Here is an 18631-nt window from a genome sequence, read left to right as displayed (position 1 = left end):
AAGAACTGTTGAAAAGAGTGGAATAACTTAAAATATCCTAAGTGTAAGCAGCGTAATATCATCAATTGGTTTCCCTTTGATGATCAGGTTCAGATGGTCGAGCAGGGTTTGATTAAACTTATCAGGCGAAAGGTCGCCGTTGTTGATCACAAATTCCAGTAATTTATCTTCATTCCACGATTTGGTTACAGGTATATCATAGTCCATCAGTCCGTCTGTGTAGTTAAAGATCATACTTCCCGGGTCTACGTCTACTTCACCCTGGTTAAGGAAAGGGAGTTCGTCGAAAGCACCAATCATAGTGGTGCCCAATTTCAACGGAACAGCCTCCCCATCGTGATAAAGAATAGATGGGTTATGCCCGGCATTGATGTAATTGAGCTTCCGTGTTTTTTCGTTGTATTTGGCCACAAACAAGGTGATAAAGCGTTCGCCCTTGGTATTTTTCAACACGATCTGGTTCAGGCGTTCGACAATATTAGTAAGGTCCTCTTCTACAGCGGACCAGGCCCGTAAACTCGCCTGGAAGTTTGCCATCAGCAGTGCCGCGGATATACCCTTGCCCGAAACATCAGCAACGCACCATAAAAATTCATGCTCATTTACCCTGATAAAATCAAAATAATCGCCGCCTATGTTCTGATGCGGAAAATATTTAGCGCCTATCTCAACTGCTGTTTCTTTATGAAGGCGCATGGGGATAAGCATATTCTGTACTTCCTGGGCAAGTTCCATTTCGCGCTTAAAGCGTTCCGATTCCATTCTTTCGCGGAACAGTCTTTTGTTTTCAAGCGCCACGACGATAACGTTGATGAGTGTCTGAATAAAATTCAGGTCGTTACTCAGCATTTCCTCGGTGGTGTTAAAATCACCGATAAGAGCGTAAGCTATCGCCTTACTTTTTTGATGGAACGGAATAAAATAATCGTATTTCTTCAGCAGGTTGTCGTCATGATTTGCCAGCGAAGTAAGGCTCCTCGCTTTGCTTAATTTTCTACAGGCCTGGTATAATGATTTGGCGCTTTCTTCATCTCCGCCGTAGCTTGATATGCAAACAAAGGTTCCTTCATGCTCTATCAAAAAGCGCAGGCGGCCCACCTGCAGGTAATTCTGCATGATCACTTCAAGCATCTGGATCAGTACAGGTGTTGAAATGTTTTTGTTGATGGCCCTTGTTACTTCAAGTAAAGAGTTTAATTCGGACTGCCTTTTTAGCAGCAACCGGATCAGTTCGTCTTCACCTGAAATTTCTTCGATATTTTGCATTTCGGATAAGAAGATAGCCAAATTAATGAATTAATTTTTTTAAATCCGTGTACTTTGTGATTTAATATCAAAAGCGTCTCTCAATCCAACCGTGACAAGATTAAATGCGTACACCATAAACATAATAGCCAAACCGGGCAAAATAGCCAGAAAAGGCGAGTTCATGATGATATAGCCATAATGTTCTTTTATCATGCTCCCCCAGGTTGGCATAGGTGGTTGCGCACCAAAACCAAGGAAGCTTAAGCCTGCCTCCAACAATATAGCCGATGCAAAATTGGAGGATGCAAGCACCAGTATTGGGCCTATAATATTGGGAAGGATATGTCTGCGGATGATGCGCGCATTGTTAAACCCCATTGACCGGGCGGCCTCAATAAATTCCGTTTGCTTCAGGCTCAATACCTGCCCGCGCACCAGCCGGCCTACTTCGACCCACATGGACATGCCAACCGCTATAAAGATTTGCCATAAGCCTTTGCCTAATGCAAAAGATATGGCGATAACCAGCAGTAACGCCGGCAGCGCCCACAAAATATTCATCACCCAGCTGAGCGAGGCATCGACCCAGCCGCCGAAATAGCCCGCCAGTGAACCGACGACGATACCGAGCAACATGCTGATGATAACCGACACTATTCCGACTGCCAGCGAAACGCGCGCACCAAGGATAAGGCGGCTTAACAAGTCGCGTCCATACAGGTCGGTACCGAACCAGTATTTTTTCTTGATAATATGATTTGCCAGGAACTCATCGCCGAACCTTTTATACAAAGCATTACTTACAACAAAGTTTACCGTGGTACCGTTAGGTTTGGTTATCGATACCTGTTTGCCTGAATAAACAGCTTTGCCGCCGGTCACAACTTCAAAAAGGTTAAAGGAAGTTGTTATGGGTTTATCTTCATCACCAACATACTCGTCAGCATAAACAGAGTCTTTTACTAAATGATAAGCAGTTATAGGCACATCCTTAAAAAACGCCGGCTGGCCGTAAAGCATTTTAGTAAATAGGTTAACGGTATCAACAGGTTCGCTTTTGTGGATACGAAGCATGGTAAATTCGGCGCCGGGCTTTTTTATACTTAGCTGAATGATCATGTTATTTGCCTGCGGTGTCGGGTCGGGCATAATCAGGTAGCCAAGAATGGCAATAAGTATGGAAAGCAGGATAAAAACAAGCCCGGCAACAGCTATCTTATTGCGCTTAAATGCCTTCCAGGTGCGCTGCGATGGGGTTAGTTCGGCCAAGTTTGTTCAGATCAGTCTGGCTAAATATCGCTTATTTTATGAGGAATGGCAAAGCCTTATTAACAAATGAATGTCATTTCCATCAACACTATTTCACTATTCTTCCCTTCCACTCATACTGCCTGGTAGTACCCATCAAACCAATGTATACAAAGTATACGATATGGAAAGGGATAAGCACCAACAGTAGTAAGACCAGTCCCTGCCGTTTCAGAAAGGTAGTGATAGGCAACAGGAATGCCACCTCAAAAAGATATTTCAGCAGAAATTGCGTTAAAAAAAGCTTTAGAAAAAAAATGTTGTAAAAGCTGAGTCCGGCGTTCACCAGCAAGGATACATTGAACAGCCATATACTTACCGCCAGTGCAACAATCCTTTTGTCTTTGTATTTAACTGATTTCGACGCCCAGCGCCTGCGCTGTTTCAGGAATGAACGCAGCGTATGTTTTGCATGGGTATAAACTATGGCATCGCGTTGTTTCAAAAACCCAATGCGCGTGGGATAAAGCGCAGCTACTTTTTGAAGTAGTAATTCGTCATCACCCGACGCCAGATCGTCGATCCCTTTAAAGCCGCCAACCTCGTTAAAAATATCTTTTCGGTAGGCAAGGTTGGCTCCATTACAGGTCGATGCCCTTTTGTTGCCGATAAAAGATGCCCCCAGGCCTATCAGGTAGGCGAATTCCAATGTTTGCAGGTATTCGAATAAAGTGCGTTCCTGGAAGTAAGATACCGGTGCCGAGATCATCACCAGGTTATTGTTTTCATAATACGAAACAACCGACGACAGCCATTTACTCCCCATCCGGCAATCGGCATCCGTAGCCACCATCAAATCGCCGGTTGACTGGGCAATGGCCGTTGCGATGGCTTTTTTCTTGTACGAGTTCAAGGGTTGATCTTCGTTCAGCTGCAATAGTTTAACACCCCTGTCCGCATAGCTTCGGATAATCTTTGCTGTCGCATCGGTAGAGTGGTCATCGACGATGATGATCTCTGTCAACTCTTTCGGATAATCCTGTGCCAGCAAATCGTCGATGGTCAGGCGGATATTATCTTCTTCATTTCGCGCCGCAATTAACACGGTTACTTTGGTGCTAAAAGTGCCGCTATATACAGCCGGGCGCCTTAGGCTGGCCCATCCCTTAATAAAATAAACCAGCAGGAAAATGTATACGCTGGTGAGCAGCAGCGATATAGTACTAAGAAGAGCGGTCAAAGAATCTGAGTTTTAAAACGAATACGGAGCCTAAGATAGCAGGAACTATCAGGTTTATGAACCAAATTGAGGAAACTGCTGCCATTACGGCTATATTTTGGTCGGTGATGTAAGCAAAAAAGGCGGAGGCGGTCATACTGCGCACACCTACGTCGAGCAAGTCGAGCGAAGGCAATGCTGATTGAACGAAAAAAAGGATAAACACCATCATCATCATTGGGAAAACCGCCACCGAAGGTATCAGCAAATGAATGACGAGAAAATATTGGAAGGAAAATACAAAAAACCGCGTAAGGCAAAACCACATAATATTGAGCAACTCGGTGGTGTGGTATCTCGCCATGATGTCAAAAAAGCGGTGATATTTTTTCAAAAATTTTATTCGGTTGAGCAAAGTAACCAGCCAGCCGATGTTAAAATAAAAAACGAGCAGCAGCGCCATAAAGCCCAAAGCGGCAAGTGAAAGGGCAAGCGATATAGCGATGTTGATGTTCAAATAGGTAAAGGCGAACCACATAAGCGCTGATAGCCCCAGCACATTGGTGATGACATTTTGCCCGAATGAACCAACCGCCATGGCGAAAATGCCATGTATCCGTTTCCGGTTCGGCAAAAACATTACCCGGCCGCCATATTCGCCGATCCTGTTTGGCGTAAAAACAGCCCAGGTAAGCCCGCAAAAAACAGCTTCAATTGCCTGCCACGATGTTATTGTAACCAACTCGCGCGTGAGGTATTTCCATTTAAGCGACTCGAGTATCCAATTGATCAGCATCAACAGGAAAACACACGACATAACAAATATTGCCCGGTTACGGTCGATATTGCCGATCAGCGCTTCAAATCGTCTTAAATTATCATTGCTATCTATCCGCCGGTAAATAAAAACGAAAGCCAAAATCAGGATAGCGGCTTTTAGCGAATAAGACAGCAATTTTTTTGCGGAAGCGGTCAACCAGGTAAATTTTCTGCAATGTTACGAAAAGTTCGTGGCTGGTAGTTCATGGTTCATTCCGGGAAATCGCTTTTAAAACAGGCAGCATCTAAGAAGCATGCCATATTTTTTTTACGCGGGTTAACATGGTTAACACAATTTCGGCCCAATAAAATCCAAGTCGTTCACTATCAATACTATATGTTGAAATTGCAAAAAAGGTGTTAACCATAAACTACAGGCTTAAACTACTTCAGTCTCGGTTTTAAAAACGCCAGTGTCTTTGCATAGGCATCTTTTGTAGCTTCGCTGTCGTAAATCGGGTTACTGGGATTGGCAAAGCCGTGGTCGGCATTGTATTGGTGCAATTCCAGCTTCTTACCTGCGGCTTTCATATTCTCTGCAAATTTGGCAACCACTTTTGGATTTATCCAGCCGTCCTTATTAGCAAAATTGCCCAGGACATCAGCATGCAGCGTTTTTAGTTTGTTTACATCCTGCTCGGGCATACCGTAGTACATTACACACGCTACATCCTGGCTGCCGGCCATCAGGCTGGTTTGCAGGCTCCATCCGCCGCCAAAGCACCAGCCAATAGTTGCAATGCGCGCTTTTGGCCCGACAAAAGCTATAGCGCCTTTAATAATAGCTTCGGCGCGGTCATCTTTAACAGCCTGCATAAACTTGCCGGCGTCTTCGCGAGTGGTGGCTACTTTACCGTCGTACAGGTCAAGGTCGAGCACATTCACATCGCCCAGGTCATTATAAAGCTTTTCCGACTCATGTTTTACAAAATCGTTCAGCCCCCACCATTCATGCACAACCAGCAGCCAGTTATCGGTTGGCTTTTTAGCCTTTATCTCAAAAGCATTTGCCGTTTTACCATCGGCTGTCTTATAGGTAACTGCCTTGCCTATGCTGCTCTGAAAATGATAAGGTTTGGGGATAGCATGTGACATCACAAATTTCTTGTCAGACGCCAGCATGGCAAATTGTTTAGTGGCCGATGGCTTGGCGCAGCACGCCATTTTGCTTTGGCTGAATGCAGATATACTGCATATCGCCAGCACGATTAAAAGGAAAATCTTTTTCATGATGATCTATATTTTTAAAGGTGATATTTTCGATTGGTGTTTGAACAACCAATATTAGGATTAATTTGTTTAGCCCACTGTAGCCGCAAAGTAAATTTAGCTATATTGGAGCATACAAAATCTACTATGGAACCTGAATTTGTCACCTATCAAAAATTCAACGACGCTGCATTGGCCAAAGAACTTACAACGATCCTGGATGAGAATCATATAGAATATTATTTACAGGAAGAAAGTTCAGGCTTTGACCCCTCCATGGTGATGAGCAATGCGCCTGTCGATTATGCTGTCAAAATAAAAAGCTCAGACTTTGAGAGAGTTACCCAACTTTTAGTTCAAAATGAAGAACAGCATGTTGATGAAGTGGATAACGATTATTACTTGTTTGGCTTTACTAACGACGAATTGCTGGAAGTTATAACAAAAGCTGACGAATGGAGCGTGTTTGATGTGGTGTTAGCCAGGAAAATACTTACCGAACGGGGCATAACAATAAATGAACGGCAGCTAACAGAAAAAAAAGAGGAGAGAATTACCGAATTAAAGGTAGTAAAAGCCCTTTCGACCAGCCAGCTAGTTGTCTGTTATATTTTCGCTATCGGTGGCGGGTTGATAGGGATACCAATTGGGTGGCTCTTAATCACATCCAAAAAAACACTGCCCGATGGAGAACAAGTTTATGCATATTCAGAAAATGACAGGTGGCATGGCCGGATGATATTTTATATTTCCATTGTGGATTTTGTTCTGGCGCTGCTGTATAAATTCGGGGTTATCCTATAAGTATTGAGTATGTTTTCGCCATCATTTCAATATCTCCCTGATGTCTTCCGCCGAAAGTGACTTTATAAAACTTTCTTCGGTAGTGATAAGTGATTGGGCAACTTTTAGCTTACGTTGCTGCAGCGCCAATATCTTTTCTTCGACAGAATCCTTAGTGATGAATTTATAGATGAACACGTTTTTCGTTTGCCCTATCCGATGGGTGCGGTCAATAGCCTGCTGCTCAACAGCCGGATTCCACCATGGGTCGAGGATAAAGACATAGTCGGCCTCGGTCAGGTTCAAACCTACACCACCGGCTTTGATCGAGATCAGGAACACCCGCGTTTTTTCATCTTCCTGGAAACGCTTTACCACATCGCCGCGGTTTTGGGTGCTGCCATCAAGGTAAACGTAGGGTATGCCTTCTATATCAAAATGATTGCGGTAAATGGTCAGTTGCTTTACAAATTGCGAGAAGATCAAAACCTTGTGGCCTCCCTCCAGCACGTTGGCCAGGGTATGCACTACGTTCTCAAACTTGCCCGAATCGCCCTCATACTGATCGTCTATCATGGATGGGTGATTGGCTATTTGCCGCAATTTGATGAGCCCCTGCAGCACCTGCATTTGCGCCTGGGCAAAGGTGCCGTCCTCCAGGCTTTTTAACAGTTCGTTGCGGTACTCCGATTTTACCTTTTCGTACACATTGGCCTGTTCATCACTCATCTTGCAATAAAACAGGTTCTCGGTTTTTGGCGGCAATTCGGTAGCCACCTGTTCCTTGGTGCGGCGCAATACGAAAGGTTTTATCAGCGCCTGCAGCCGGCGCGCCTTTTCCTCGTCCTTCTTCTTTTCGATAGGTGTTACAAATTCGTTCAGGAAAAATTGCTGGCTGCCCAACAAACCGGGGTTGATGAACGACATCTGTGTCCAAAGGTCATTTACCGAATTCTCTACCGGCGTACCACTCAATATCAATTTGTAACGCGACTTAAGCTGCTTTACCGCCTGGTACGATTTGGATGATGGGTTCTTAATGTTCTGACTCTCGTCCAGTATAATATATTCAAAAAAGTAGCCCGAAAGCAGGTCGATATCGATACGCGTGATGCCGTAGGTGGTTATCACTACATCGTAATTGGTAAATACCTCAGGCGATTTATACCTGAAAGTACCCGTGTGTACCATCATACGAAGTTTCGGCGCAAACTTTTTAGCCTCGTTCAGCCAGTTATAGATCAGCGAAGTGGGCATGATAATAAGCGAAACGCTTTTGCTGTCCGCCGCTTCAATATTCTCTTTGTGTTTCTGAAGCAGTGCAAGTGCCTGTATAGTTTTCCCCAGACCCATATCATCGGCTAAACAACCGCCAAAATGATACTGCTGCAAAAAGTGGAACCAGTTGAAGCCGGCCTTTTGGTATGGTCGCAGGCTGCCCTTAAAGTGATGCGGCATATTGATGTCGCCAACGTCTTCAAATTCACTTAGTTTTTGCAGTTTCCGGCTCATGGTAACGCCGGCCAGCTCTCCTTCAGCCAATTCATTTACCAGGCCAATGTGGTGCCGGCGCAATTTGATATCCTGGCTGCCTTCCGAAAAGTGAAGGAGGTTGCCATATTGCGAGAACCATTTTTCGGGTATTACCGCAATTTCGCCGTTGGGCAGCGTAAATTCCTTTTTATGGTTAAGGATATGGTTTTTTAATTGGATGAAGGGTATCCGGTAAGGTCCAAAATGCACCACCGCATAAATATCGAACCAGTCGTTGTTTTCCTTCACCTCTACATCTATTTTACTGGTGCCGAAAAGATATTTTTTCTGCCCTGCTGGCTGTTCAATTTCAAACCCGGCAGCCGTCAGCTGATCATGATACTGGTTAAGCCATTCAAATACCGATAGCGACCTGTCCGCTTCATCATCGCAGCAGGCTACTTCCAGGTTTTGGAACAGGCTCGAAACAACCTGCAGGCCCTGGTCCTCCAGCAATTGAAGTTTCCCTTTTTCCCAGGCTAAGGAACGTTTGATACGGTGAAAAAGGTAGTCGTCGCCATTACGTTCCATCCTTACAGACACGTGCCTGCCGTCACCATAAGGGAAAATATAACCGGCATACCTGAAACAAAGCTGCAATTGCGATGTACCACCTTCCACATATATCGGTTTCAAGATCGGGGTAGCTTCGTATTTTTCGGTATTTATGGTAAAGCCCTCGGCATAAACATTGTGTTTCTCGATGAGCGGCGCCACAAATTTTTCGAAATACGGCAATTCCGACGAACGCGGTATCGCGATGTAACGTTTGTTCAGGAAAGGCTGCAGCTTTTTACCTTCTATTTCTTTATCAAAAAAATACAGGGTATCATCCAGCAGCATCCAGGCAGGGTGGTTGCAAATGATCTCGGCGTTTTTGAACATGAACTCGATGCGCATACCCTGGTATTTGATGGTAGGAAAATACCTGATCTCGGTATCATCGCGCCTGAAATGGAAAAGTACCGAAGCGGGCTCGGCAGCTATCTGCACCTTGCGTTCGGCAGGGTAGCCCTCCTTGCTCATCACATACACCTGCTTATTATTCAAAAGCAGCAGGGCCTCGGCCATGCGTTTTTCTATTTTGGGACGGATGGTCTCAAAAAGCTGTTCGTTAAATATCTTGCTGAAAAACTCGAAGGGACGGATGGGCTTTTTGTAAAATTTTTTTATCACATGGCCCTGCTCTATCTCTTCAAGCAGCTTAACCAATTTAAAATCAGTTTCGTCCAGAAATTCGCTGAATTCTTTGGCTGTGTTAGAGAAAAGGCGCTGGTAGGTGAGGGAAAATTCGCCGTTGGGGTTTAGTTGAACGATATGCGGTTCAAGCACAAAGCCTAAATATTCATGCCGGCAAACGGCATAAATGATCTGGCATGGTTTTGAACTATCGACGCGTAACATCCCTTATTTGAAAAAATAAAGAGAAGTTACACGAATAAAAAAATTCAAACCTAAACAGTTTTCTTATCAATTAAAAGGGGTTGACATTAAATAATTGTTAACATCACGAATTACCACATTGCTATGACAATAATTGTTCATAAATCGAATAATTCACCTCATCAAAACACACGAAAACAACCTGATCCAGCTGCTGATATTCTAAAAGGAAGCTCCTGACTGTTTTAATAGCAATCCCGGCAGCTTCATACTTAGGGAAGTGGTAAATGCCCGTGCTGATATTAGGAAAAGCAATCGTTTTAACCTGATTTTCAACAGCCAGTTTCAAGCTATTTTGATAGGCGCTGGCCAGCAATCCATCCACGTCCTTATTGCTTTGGCTCCAAACGGGGCCAACGGTATGGATGACATATTTGGCGGGCATATTGCCAGCTGTAGTTATTACAGCTTCACCAACTTTGCAGCCGCCTTGTTTATCCCTTATTTTGATGCATTCCTCTAAAATGGCCCTGCCGCCTGCACGATGTATGGCACCGTCCACACCTCCTCCGCCCAACAGCGAAGTATTGGCGGCATTCACAATGGCATCAACCTCCATTTTGGTGATGTCGCCCCTGAAAAGATCGATCCGTCTGTTCATCTCAGCATTAACAGAAAGTGATAACTATTGGTTTTTCTAACAATCGTTCTGCCGATGAACAGCCCGATCAACAAATCAGATGTCTACCTCTCCCTCAAAAACCAGTTTAGCCGGCCCTTCAAGGAAAATATGATTGAAATGCGTTCCGTCGGTTTCGAAGCGGATATTGAGATTACCGCCTAAAACTTTGATAGGGGTATTGATCGTTCCGGTTTGGTTGTTTTGTTTAGCCATCGCGATAGCCGCAGCCGTAACCCCGGTACCACAGGCATAAGTTTCGTCCTCTACGCCCCGCTCGAAGGTTCGCACAAAATAGCCATCGCCATCAGGTTCCACAAAATTTACATTGATGCCTTTTGCCTTATAGGTGTCATTATTTCGGATGGCATACCCTTCATGATATACGTCTTTATCTTTAAGCCCGCTTGCCAAAGCGATATAGTGCGGTGAACCGGTATTTAGCACATACGCGTCGCCGTCGCGGCCGACCTCGTTCACATCGATCATCTGCAGGCTAACCCAATCGCCCGATGGTGAAATTTTAGCGTGATGCGGCCCGTCAACAGCCAAGAAATCTGTTTCGTTATCAATTATACCCAGGAATTTGGCAAACGCCACAATGCAACGGCCGCCGTTACCGCACATGCTGCTGGGCTGTCCGTCAGCATTATAATACACCATCTCGAAATCATAACCGGGCTTATCCTGCAAAAACATCATCCCGTCGCCGCCGATGCCGAAACGACGGTCGCACAAGCGGGCTATCAGCGCAGGATTTTGATGATCGACCACCCCTTTGCGGTTATCCACCAAAATAAAATCGTTGCCCGCGCCCTGGTACTTATAAAACTTAATATTCACTTCAACTGTTAAATAAATGACGTTTTTACAAAAGAAACAATAAGCCCCGACAAATTTTAAAGCGTATTGTCATTTTATTTAACAAAATTTAACACAATTACGCATAACTTACCATTGATTATAACGTCTATATGGTATTAAATTTGATCACTATATCTTATCAGTGAATTAAACATAATAAAAGAAAGGTGAATAATACAATGAAAAAGTTTGGTTTAACAGTACTAACCGCTTTCCTTGGCGGCGCCCTGGCATTGGGCACATACAAGGTGATCGAGCAAAAATACTCGAGCAATATGAGTCTTGAAGACAAGCAAAAAGTTTATTTTGCAAACAACCCTTTACCACCGGCAAATTTATCATCGGCCGGGGAGGTTGACCTTACCGTTGCAGCAGCCGAAGTAACGCCTGCCGTAGTTTATATACGCACCACCTACGCCAGCCAGGATAATGCCGGGCAGGACCAGATGCAGCAATTATTCGGTGATATGTTTGGGCAGCGCGCAGTTCCACAGGGGCCGCAAATGGCATCAGGCTCGGGTGTGATCATTTCGCCCGATGGCTATATCGTAACCAATAACCACGTGGTTGAGAAGGCTTCGAAGGTTGAAGTAGTGACCAACGACCACCGCCATTTTACAGCTAAAGTGGTTGGTACCGACCCAAACACCGACCTTGCCCTGATCAAGATCAGCGCCGATAACCTGCCTATCGTCAAATTCGGTAACTCCGACGCGGTTAAAGTTGGCGAATGGGTATTGGCGGTAGGCAATCCCTTCAGGCTGACATCAACTGTTACCGCAGGTATTGTGAGTGCTAAGGGCCGTGGCATAGGCATCATCGGTAGCGAAAACCGTGAGCAGGATCAGATGACACCGTTTGGCCGTATGCGCACACAACGCCAGGGTGGCAAGCAGTTAAATACCGGTATCGAATCATTTATACAGACAGATGCTGCCATCAATCCGGGCAACAGCGGCGGCGCTTTAGTGAACGCAAACGGCGAACTGATCGGCATCAACTCGGCTATTGCTTCTCAAACAGGTTCGTATGAAGGCTATGGTTTTGCTATCCCGATAAACCTGGCTAAAAAGGTTTTGGGTGATATTGAGAAATACGGTGCTGTTAAGCGCGGGTATCTTGGCGTAAGCTTTAAAGAGCTTGACGAGGATGCTGCCAATGCGTTGCATATAGATAAAAACGTTGGTTTATATATTGACGATGTAGCCAGTAACAGCGGCGCGGCGCAGGCTGGTTTACAGCATGGCGATATTATTACCAAAGTAAATGGCAAGAAAGTTTATGAATCATCTGACCTGCAGGAGCCGGTTGCGCGCTTACAGCCGGGCGACAAAATAGACCTTACTGTATTGCACGACGGCAGCGAAAGAAATGTATCCGTTACATTGAAAGCCGATGCAGGTAACCTGGCCAACCGTACGGTAATGAATAAATCGGCCGAAGAAATGTATAACAAACTCGGTGCGAGCTTTAAACCGCTTACTGCCGATCAAAAAGCTAAATATCATGTTAACTCGGGCGTGGTTGTTACCCAGGTTCGTCCCGGGTTATTGTTCGACGATACTCAAATACCCGTTGGTTCTATCATAACCAGTATCAACAAACAACCAGTGAACACTTCTGACGATATTAGCAAAGCGCTGGCTAATTCGAAGAAAGGCACCCTGCTTATCAGTGGTTATTATCCTGATGGCGGAAGCTTTAACAATATGTTCCAGCAAGGCGATCCGGGCGACGATCAATAAGGATCAATAGTTTTTAAAAATAGAAAAACCCGGTCGTAAGCCGGGTTTTTTTGTTTTGGCAGCATTATATTTAAAAATGCAACACGCTGAAAAGTGGACGCTTTATCACATGTCCATCCCGGCCATTTTATCCTTATGATGACCCATCATCATAATAGACGGGCTGATGCGCAGGTAAACTTCGACGGCAACCGGCGCGGTACCATAAAGGTTCCTGACCTGTGTGGGTGAAATATCTACCGTGCCCTGTATGCCGCCTGCCAGGTTAGTTTGGCCAAAAGTGGCCAGCAAATGGTTTATACCCAGCGTAAGCGCATTAATGGTAAAGTTTGGGTTAGCCGGGTAAGTGCCCGCCAGGTCTAACTCCTCTGCATCTTTTTTTACATATTCATATCTTCCGTAAACGGCAGTTTTGTGCATTTGCCAACTGCTTTCCAGCAGTACCGAGGGCAGTGTCTTTCCGTTATCCGAAAAATGGTTTTGTCCGTAAATCAGGGTAGTTGCTATATAACTGTCGTAATTAAGCGTTTTGGTATAGATAGCCGAGGCCGTGAACCTATCTACATTTTGCAGTGGTTCAAGGTCCTCGGGGCTGTGCAGCCAGCCGTTAGATACCTGCAATGCCCATGCAGATGAGGGATTGTAGGATAGCCTGAAAGAATAAGAATCGAACCTTGGTTTATCAAAATTGTAACGGAACTCGTCCGGTTCGCGCCCGGTAAATGCCGAACCCTCCAGCTTTACATCTTTATAACGGAACCCTACAGTGGCAACGCCGAATGTAATATGCGTGGCATCAGAATAATGATGTGTCAATGGCGCATCCGGGTCGTTCATACCCGACAACCGGTGCATAAATACCGGCGGGCCCAATGCCGGCTCGCCTGGGTAACCTATTGACACCGAGAGATCGGCGTCTTTGGCTATACGTTGGGTATAATTCGGGCTGATCTGTGCAAACAGATCATGCGGGTGCTGCCGGTCCACCAGCTTGTTACCTTTATAGGATTCGCCCGTCTGGAACAGCAACGGGTAACCTCCCGGCCCGACAAGAAACGGATCAAACGAAAACATGGTATTGATGGAGAACAGGCCGTTTTTACCAACAGGCCGCTGCGTCATCAGCATGATCATGCTCGGCGCGTCAAACTTGCTGCCGCCCCGACTGCCTGATTTGAAGACATCCTGGTTATTATAGCGGATAAAAATGTCGCCGTGTATCATGGTCATCCATTTCTTCCCGTGGAACATATAGCCATACATTGGGCTCTCATCAGGTACCCATGATGTACCCGAACCGTCACGGTTCATCGGCAGGTCGAGCGAATACTGGCTGTTCATCATCATCGCGCGCGATGAATCCATTTTCATACCGCCCATATCCATGCCTTTCATGGATGTGTCCTTTTGCGCACTGGCGACGCTAACAATTAATATAAGAATTATAAATATTTTAAACGATTTCATACTGATCAAAAAATTAGAAAATACAACAATTTCCTAAACCTTTTATGGCGGTTCAGAAGTTATATATTGAGATTTTCTAATGGTCAGATCCTGAAATTGCGGTTCCGCAGATAAATAGTAACATCCGGAAACGGAGGTGGGCCGCGATCAACAAATGATGAAAAAGCAGCATCGGGGACACCGGGGGGAATATCGGCAAATTGAATTTTAGGTAAAATAAACGAGGTTATGTTCTCAATGATCGATATTGAACCGCTTTCGTGTGCATCCTTTACCTTTACCACAAGGCGTTTATCCTTGCAGCATTTCATGTTTTTTGTTTGCCGCTCCTTTATACAGCCTTTCGACGGGGAGTCGATACCAAATGAAGTTAGCTGATTAAAACAGTAATGCAGGTTTAAAGCAAAGCCCGACGTTGTAATTAAATACAACATCATTAATACTATCGCAGCCTGCCTCTTTAGCATATTCAAAGTTACTTGTTTACATTGCTATTACTAACGTTATTTTATTTGATGATGATATAATGATAAATTAGGGGCAGTAAAACCGATTATGAAGAAAATATATATTTATTTGACCGCCATGCTGTTGGCATGTGCGTCGTTAAGCAGTCATGCGCAAGCGCTAAAAACCCCGCAATTAAGTTCGACCCAAACTATTGAACAGGACCTTGGATTGGGGAAAATTACCCTTACCTATTCGCGCCCGAATGTAAAAGGACGGAAGATATTCGGTGGAATGGAACCGTATGGCGTTGTATGGCGCACCGGTGCCAATGCAGCCACTATTATCAAATTTAGTGACGACGTGATCATCAATGGCACCAAAATTCCCGCAGGTGAGTACGGCCTGTTCTCTATTCCCGACCCAAATGAATGGACGGTCATCCTGAACAAAACCGCGAATCAATGGGGTGCCTATACTTATAAGCAAACGGACGATATTCTGCGTTTTAAGGTAAAAACGATGAAATATGCCGACCCGCTTGAAACGCTGACCTTCCAGTTTAACAATGTCGACCGGACAAAGTGTGACCTGGAAATGCGCTGGGAAAATATTTCTTTCTCTTTTCCTATCACCACGGAGGTCGACTCGAAGATCATGGCCAATATCGACGATGTAATGAACAACGATAAGAAGCCGTATTTTGACGCAGCTTTGTATTATTACGAAAACAACAAAGACCTGACCAAGGCGCTGGAATGGATAAGCACTGCCGAAAAAGAACATCCGCAATCGGCTTTTTATAAGGTTTGGAAAGCACGCATCCAACTAAAAATGGGCGACAAAGCAGGAGCATTGAAAACAGCCCAGGAGGGTGTGAAACTGGCAAAAGCGGATAATGATCCCGAATACATGCGCCTGAACCAGGGTGTCGCCGACCAGGCTTCAAAGTAGGATGAAAAGTCGCCGCGGCTTCCTTACACAAGTTGCTTTAGCATCGGGCTATGCGCTGTTACCTGCAGCAGCCAGGGCTGCGTTTATTGCCAATAAGTGGGATGTGCCGGTTAAGCTGCAGGATGAAATGTACCAGGCAGCGCTAAGGATAGCCAGGAAGAATATACGAGGCGGCCCTAATGACCCGGTTTTCAAAAAGCCGTACCTGGATGCAGCTTTCAACGGGCACATATTTTTGTGGGATACCTGTTTTATGGCCTGTTATGCCAAATATCATCCCGACAAATTGCCTGCAGCAAACGCGCTGGACAATTTTTATAATTTGCAGGAGCCTGACGGATTTATCTGTCGTGAATATACCCGCGAGGGGAAAGCCATGTGGCCCAGGGAGCACCCGGTAAGCATCAATCCTCCCCTGTTTGCCTTCGCCGAAATGGAGCTTTACAGCCAATTTAAGGATGCAAAAAGGCTGAAAAAAGTTTATCCTCACCTTAGGAAATTTTTTGAATTCCTGGTGAAAAGCTATCGCATGGATGACCATTTGTTCATAAGCGACGCCTTAGGCTCTGGTATGGATAATATCCCGCGCTATCCTGAAGGATGGAAAGACGATGGTAAAGGCTTAAAAATAAAAACCAGCGCAGTAGCTGACCCTTATATCGGTAGCTTAAGTTCCGTTTGGAACAAACAGGGTCGCTCGGTTGATATGACTGCCCAAATGGCGCTCTTCGCCTATAACCTGGTCGAAATAGCAGGCATAACCGGTCAGAAAAGTGACATCGCCGGCTATCAAAAGTTTCATACCGAAACTAAAGAAGCGATAAATAAACATTGCTGGAACGAAGAGGATGGTTATTATTACGATCTCGGCTACGGCAAACAGATCAGGCGAATGCACATTGGCGGATTTTGGACTTTGATAGCCGGCGTGGTACCTAATGAAAGGGTAGACAAATTGGTGAAAACCCTAACCGATCCAAAAAAATTCTGGCGGAAATTCCCGGTGCCAAGTTTGGCGGCCGACCAAGAGGGGTACTCCTCTAAAGGCGAATACTGGCTTGGCGCTGTATGGACGCCAACCAATTACATGATCATAAAAGGTTTACAGCGTGCCGGGAAAGATCTATTGGCGGCCGAGTTTGCAAAAAAATACTATTGGTGTGTGGCCCAGGTATATATCAAAACCAAAACCTTTTGGGAGGATTACGCACCTGATGCCTTAACAACTGGCGTGCCTGCCAAGCCAAATTTCTGCGGATGGACAGCTGTTGTACCGATCAGCATTTATCACGAATTTATTAAAAAAGGTTAGCCTGCTTATTCAGAAGCGTTTCCCGAAGCCTGGGTTTTGGGCGATGTTATCAAGTTGATCGATCCTGCAAGAATGATCACCAGGAAACAGCCTATGGCATTCAACCACAAGTAGGCAATCGCGTTGGTAAGACCCAGCACAATGATGATACCCTCCGAAATGACAGCGGCTATGAACACCGACGATCCGCGAATTTTTTTCAGGTAAAAAGCGACAACAAAAACTCCGAGTATCGTCCCATAAATGTAGGAACCCAATTGGTTCACTGCCTCAAGCAAGTTCCCCATTTTGCCTGCATATAAGGCCATCCCGATACAAACCAGCCCCCAGAAAATAGTCGCCAACCGCGAAGCATCCAGGTAAGCTTTATCGGAAGCGTTTGGATTGATGATACGTTTATAAATATCAACCACCGTTGTCGATGCAAGCGAATTAAGTGCGCTGGCAGTAGACCCCATTGATGCCAGGAAAACGATGGCGATGAGCAAACCAATAAGTCCCCGCGGTAAAAAGTGCGTCACAAAGTTGAGGAACACATAGTTGGTATCTGTATCGGCCTTGCCATTGTTCTTTTTTATCAGGGCTATCGCCTTATTTCTTATAACCTTTTGTTGCGCATCGGCTTCTTTCAGGGCTGCACCCGCCACGCTTATTTTAGCTTCATCTTTATTCCCGGAAGCAGTTGAAAAATTCTCAGCAGAAGCTTTTTTTTGTTCAAAAGCGACCGAATACTGTTTTTCCAGGCCGATATATTCGGCGCCGTATCTGCTGGCCTTAACTTGTTTTACCTCATATTGATTAAAAAACATGGGGGGCTGGTGAAACTGATAAAACGCAAAAACCAGCACGCCTATCAGCAATATCAAAAATTGCATAGGTATTTTAATGAGGCCGTTCATGATCAAACCCAGCCTGCTTTGGCCTACTGAGCTGCCTGTCAAATAACGGCCCACCTGGCTTTGGTCGGTACCGAAATAGGATAGCTGCAAAAAGAATCCGCCAATTATCCCGCTCCAAACAGTATACCGGTTATTGAGGTCAAATTTCCAGTCGATGACATTCATCCTGCCAAGTTTGCCTGCCAGGCGCAACGCTTTTGTAAAGCCCACGCCATGCGGTAACAAGCTAACCACCAGCGCCCCTGCAGCGAACATCCCTAAAAATATAATGCTCATTTGCAGCAATTGCGTATAAGATACAGCCTTCGTGCCGCCGTAAACAGTGTAAAATATTACCAGTCCGCCTATAAAAAGCGTGGTGTAAACCGTATTGATATTCAATATGGTTGACAGAATAATGGACGGCGCATAAATAGTTATGCCTGTTGACAACCCCCGCTGGACGAGAAAAAGGAAAGCTGTAAGCGCACGGGTTTTTAGGTCGAAGCGTTGTTCGAGGAACTCATAAGCGGTGTAAACCTTTAGCTTACTGAAAATAGGGACGAAGGTGATACAAAGCACGATCATGGCCAGCGGCAGCCCGAAATAGAACTGCACAAAACGCATCCCGTCTGAATATGCCTGGCCCGGTGCCGATAAAAAGGTGATGGCGCTGGCTTGCGTAGCCATTACCGACAATCCAACCGTGTACCACGGCATCGACCGGCTGCCCATCAGGTACTGGTCGATGTTTTGATTTTTACCGCTTTTCCAAATACCGTAAATCACGATACCCAATATCGTAACCCCCAGTACTATCCAGTCGGTTAAACTCATATAATT

At 45.2% G+C, this 18631-nt stretch carries 15 protein-coding genes; 4 read left to right on the top strand and 11 right to left on the bottom strand.

Features of this window, described 5'->3' with window-relative positions:
• Positions 1–27: 27 nt before the first annotated feature.
• The 5 genes from VL525_RS13455 to VL525_RS13435 form a co-directional block, all read right to left on the bottom strand.
• Complete coding sequence (locus tag VL525_RS13455; RefSeq protein WP_325387420.1) at positions 28–1287, bottom strand: PP2C family protein-serine/threonine phosphatase; 1260 nt, start codon at positions 1285–1287, stop codon at positions 28–30.
• A gap of 18 nt (positions 1288–1305) precedes the next feature.
• Positions 1306–2517, bottom strand: a complete 1212-nt coding sequence (locus VL525_RS13450; RefSeq protein ID WP_325387418.1) for an ABC transporter permease — start codon at positions 2515–2517, stop codon at positions 1306–1308.
• An 88-nt stretch (positions 2518–2605) separates the two neighbouring features.
• Positions 2606–3736: a glycosyltransferase family 2 protein gene (locus VL525_RS13445; protein ID WP_325387416.1), complete on the bottom strand. Its 1131-nt coding sequence runs from the start codon at positions 3734–3736 to the stop codon at positions 2606–2608.
• Positions 3720–4691: a hypothetical protein gene (locus VL525_RS13440; protein ID WP_325387414.1), complete on the bottom strand. Its 972-nt coding sequence runs from the start codon at positions 4689–4691 to the stop codon at positions 3720–3722. The genes VL525_RS13445 and VL525_RS13440 overlap by 17 nt, the downstream gene beginning before the upstream one ends.
• A 227-nt stretch (positions 4692–4918) precedes the next feature.
• Positions 4919–5764 (bottom strand): dienelactone hydrolase family protein, encoded by an 846-nt coding sequence (locus tag VL525_RS13435; RefSeq protein ID WP_325387412.1) that lies wholly within the window; start codon positions 5762–5764, stop codon positions 4919–4921.
• Positions 5765–5890: 126 nt separating this feature from the next.
• On the opposite strand from VL525_RS13435, the gene VL525_RS13430 reads away from it, so the two are divergent.
• On the top strand, positions 5891–6547 hold the full coding sequence (locus tag VL525_RS13430) for a hypothetical protein (RefSeq protein ID WP_325387410.1): 657 nt from the start codon (positions 5891–5893) through the stop codon (positions 6545–6547).
• Positions 6548–6568: 21 nt separating this feature from the next.
• On the opposite strand, the gene VL525_RS13425 is transcribed toward VL525_RS13430, so the two are convergent.
• The 3 genes from VL525_RS13425 to dapF all read right to left on the bottom strand — a co-directional run bounded on the left by VL525_RS13425 (position 6569) and on the right by dapF (position 10964).
• Positions 6569–9463: a DEAD/DEAH box helicase gene (locus VL525_RS13425; protein WP_325387408.1), complete on the bottom strand. Its 2895-nt coding sequence runs from the start codon at positions 9461–9463 to the stop codon at positions 6569–6571.
• Positions 9464–9584: 121 nt separating this feature from the next.
• Positions 9585–10103, bottom strand: a complete 519-nt coding sequence (locus VL525_RS13420) for an O-acetyl-ADP-ribose deacetylase (RefSeq protein WP_325387406.1) — start codon at positions 10101–10103, stop codon at positions 9585–9587.
• 75 nt (positions 10104–10178) lie between these two features.
• Entirely contained in the window at positions 10179–10964 is a 786-nt protein-coding gene (gene dapF / locus VL525_RS13415; protein WP_325387404.1) for a diaminopimelate epimerase, read from the bottom strand.
• Between the two features lie 200 nt (positions 10965–11164).
• Between dapF and VL525_RS13410 the strand changes: the two genes are divergently transcribed.
• Positions 11165–12730: a trypsin-like peptidase domain-containing protein gene (locus tag VL525_RS13410; protein WP_325387402.1), complete on the top strand. Its 1566-nt coding sequence runs from the start codon at positions 11165–11167 to the stop codon at positions 12728–12730.
• A 105-nt stretch (positions 12731–12835) separates the two neighbouring features.
• On the opposite strand, the gene VL525_RS13405 is transcribed toward VL525_RS13410, so the two are convergent.
• Entirely contained in the window at positions 12836–14197 is a 1362-nt protein-coding gene (locus tag VL525_RS13405) for a hypothetical protein (RefSeq protein WP_325387400.1), read from the bottom strand.
• Positions 14198–14280: 83 nt separating this feature from the next.
• A complete protein-coding gene (locus tag VL525_RS13400) occupies positions 14281–14664 on the bottom strand; it encodes an HYC_CC_PP family protein (protein WP_325387397.1) in 384 nt (127 codons plus the stop codon).
• Between the two features lie 88 nt (positions 14665–14752).
• Here VL525_RS13400 and VL525_RS13395 point away from each other — a divergent pair, with 88 nt between their 5' ends.
• Positions 14753–15598 (top strand): DUF2911 domain-containing protein, encoded by an 846-nt coding sequence (locus tag VL525_RS13395; RefSeq protein WP_325387395.1) that lies wholly within the window; start codon positions 14753–14755, stop codon positions 15596–15598.
• A 1-nt stretch (position 15599) separates the two neighbouring features.
• Positions 15600–16910, top strand: coding sequence for an MGH1-like glycoside hydrolase domain-containing protein (locus VL525_RS13390; protein WP_325387393.1), 1311 nt, complete (start codon positions 15600–15602; stop codon positions 16908–16910).
• A 5-nt stretch (positions 16911–16915) separates the two neighbouring features.
• Here VL525_RS13390 and VL525_RS13385 read toward each other — a convergent pair whose 3' ends face one another.
• On the bottom strand, positions 16916–18625 hold the full coding sequence (locus VL525_RS13385) for a sodium:solute symporter (RefSeq protein WP_325387391.1): 1710 nt from the start codon (positions 18623–18625) through the stop codon (positions 16916–16918).
• Between the last annotated feature and the right edge of the window lie 6 nt (positions 18626–18631).

This window comes from Mucilaginibacter sp., assembly GCF_035492695.1.
Taxonomy (GTDB): domain Bacteria; phylum Bacteroidota; class Bacteroidia; order Sphingobacteriales; family Sphingobacteriaceae; genus Mucilaginibacter.
The sequence above is the reverse complement of the archived record's forward strand: the minus strand, read 5'-3'. Positions and strand labels throughout refer to the sequence as shown.